General features: G+C 37.4%; 1 pseudogene. It reads right to left on the minus strand.

Annotated features, from left to right (window positions below):
* Window positions 1–138: 138 nt before the first annotated feature.
* Window positions 139–545: pseudogene (locus tag FF105_RS11695) on the minus strand (NAD(P)/FAD-dependent oxidoreductase); the annotation flags it as partial.

The following is a 545-nucleotide window of genomic DNA, read 5'->3' on the forward strand; positions in this document are numbered from 1 at the left end:
TCAATGGGATTGATACTCGTAGCCACGTTTTCAACTAAAACTTCATCATTATTGACAACAGGTTTATTGGTATTCGTAATTTCAAGTTGTGTAACATCACCATATTCTTTTATAATCGCTGCTTTCACTAATTCTCTCCTAGGCTAAATAATTGGCAATCAGGGGCAATATAATTCCAGAATGAGTTGGAAAGGCAAAAATTTGGCCATGTATGTCACGGGAAGTATACTTATTATTAATAACTGGAACCAGTGCATTAACAACCTCTGGCGCGAAATCACCAATTAGAGACGCGCCCACTAATTGTTTGTCTTGGTCAATTACAAGCTTAATTTTTGCTTTAACGTCATTCAATGTTTGAAAGCGAATGAGTTGACCATAAGGAATTTCCTGAATCCGTAATCTTTCATCGTTTTTCGCATCATCAACTGAAATCCCCACTTGAGCCAGTCGTGGAAGTGTAAACGCAATAGACGGTACTACGGGGTATTTAATGGGATCTGAATCACCCGATAATTTTTTTGCAATATACTGTGATTCAAAGG

This window comes from Leuconostoc sp. UCMA20149 (assembly GCF_030400235.1).
Lineage (GTDB): Bacteria > Bacillota > Bacilli > Lactobacillales > Lactobacillaceae > Leuconostoc > Leuconostoc pseudomesenteroides.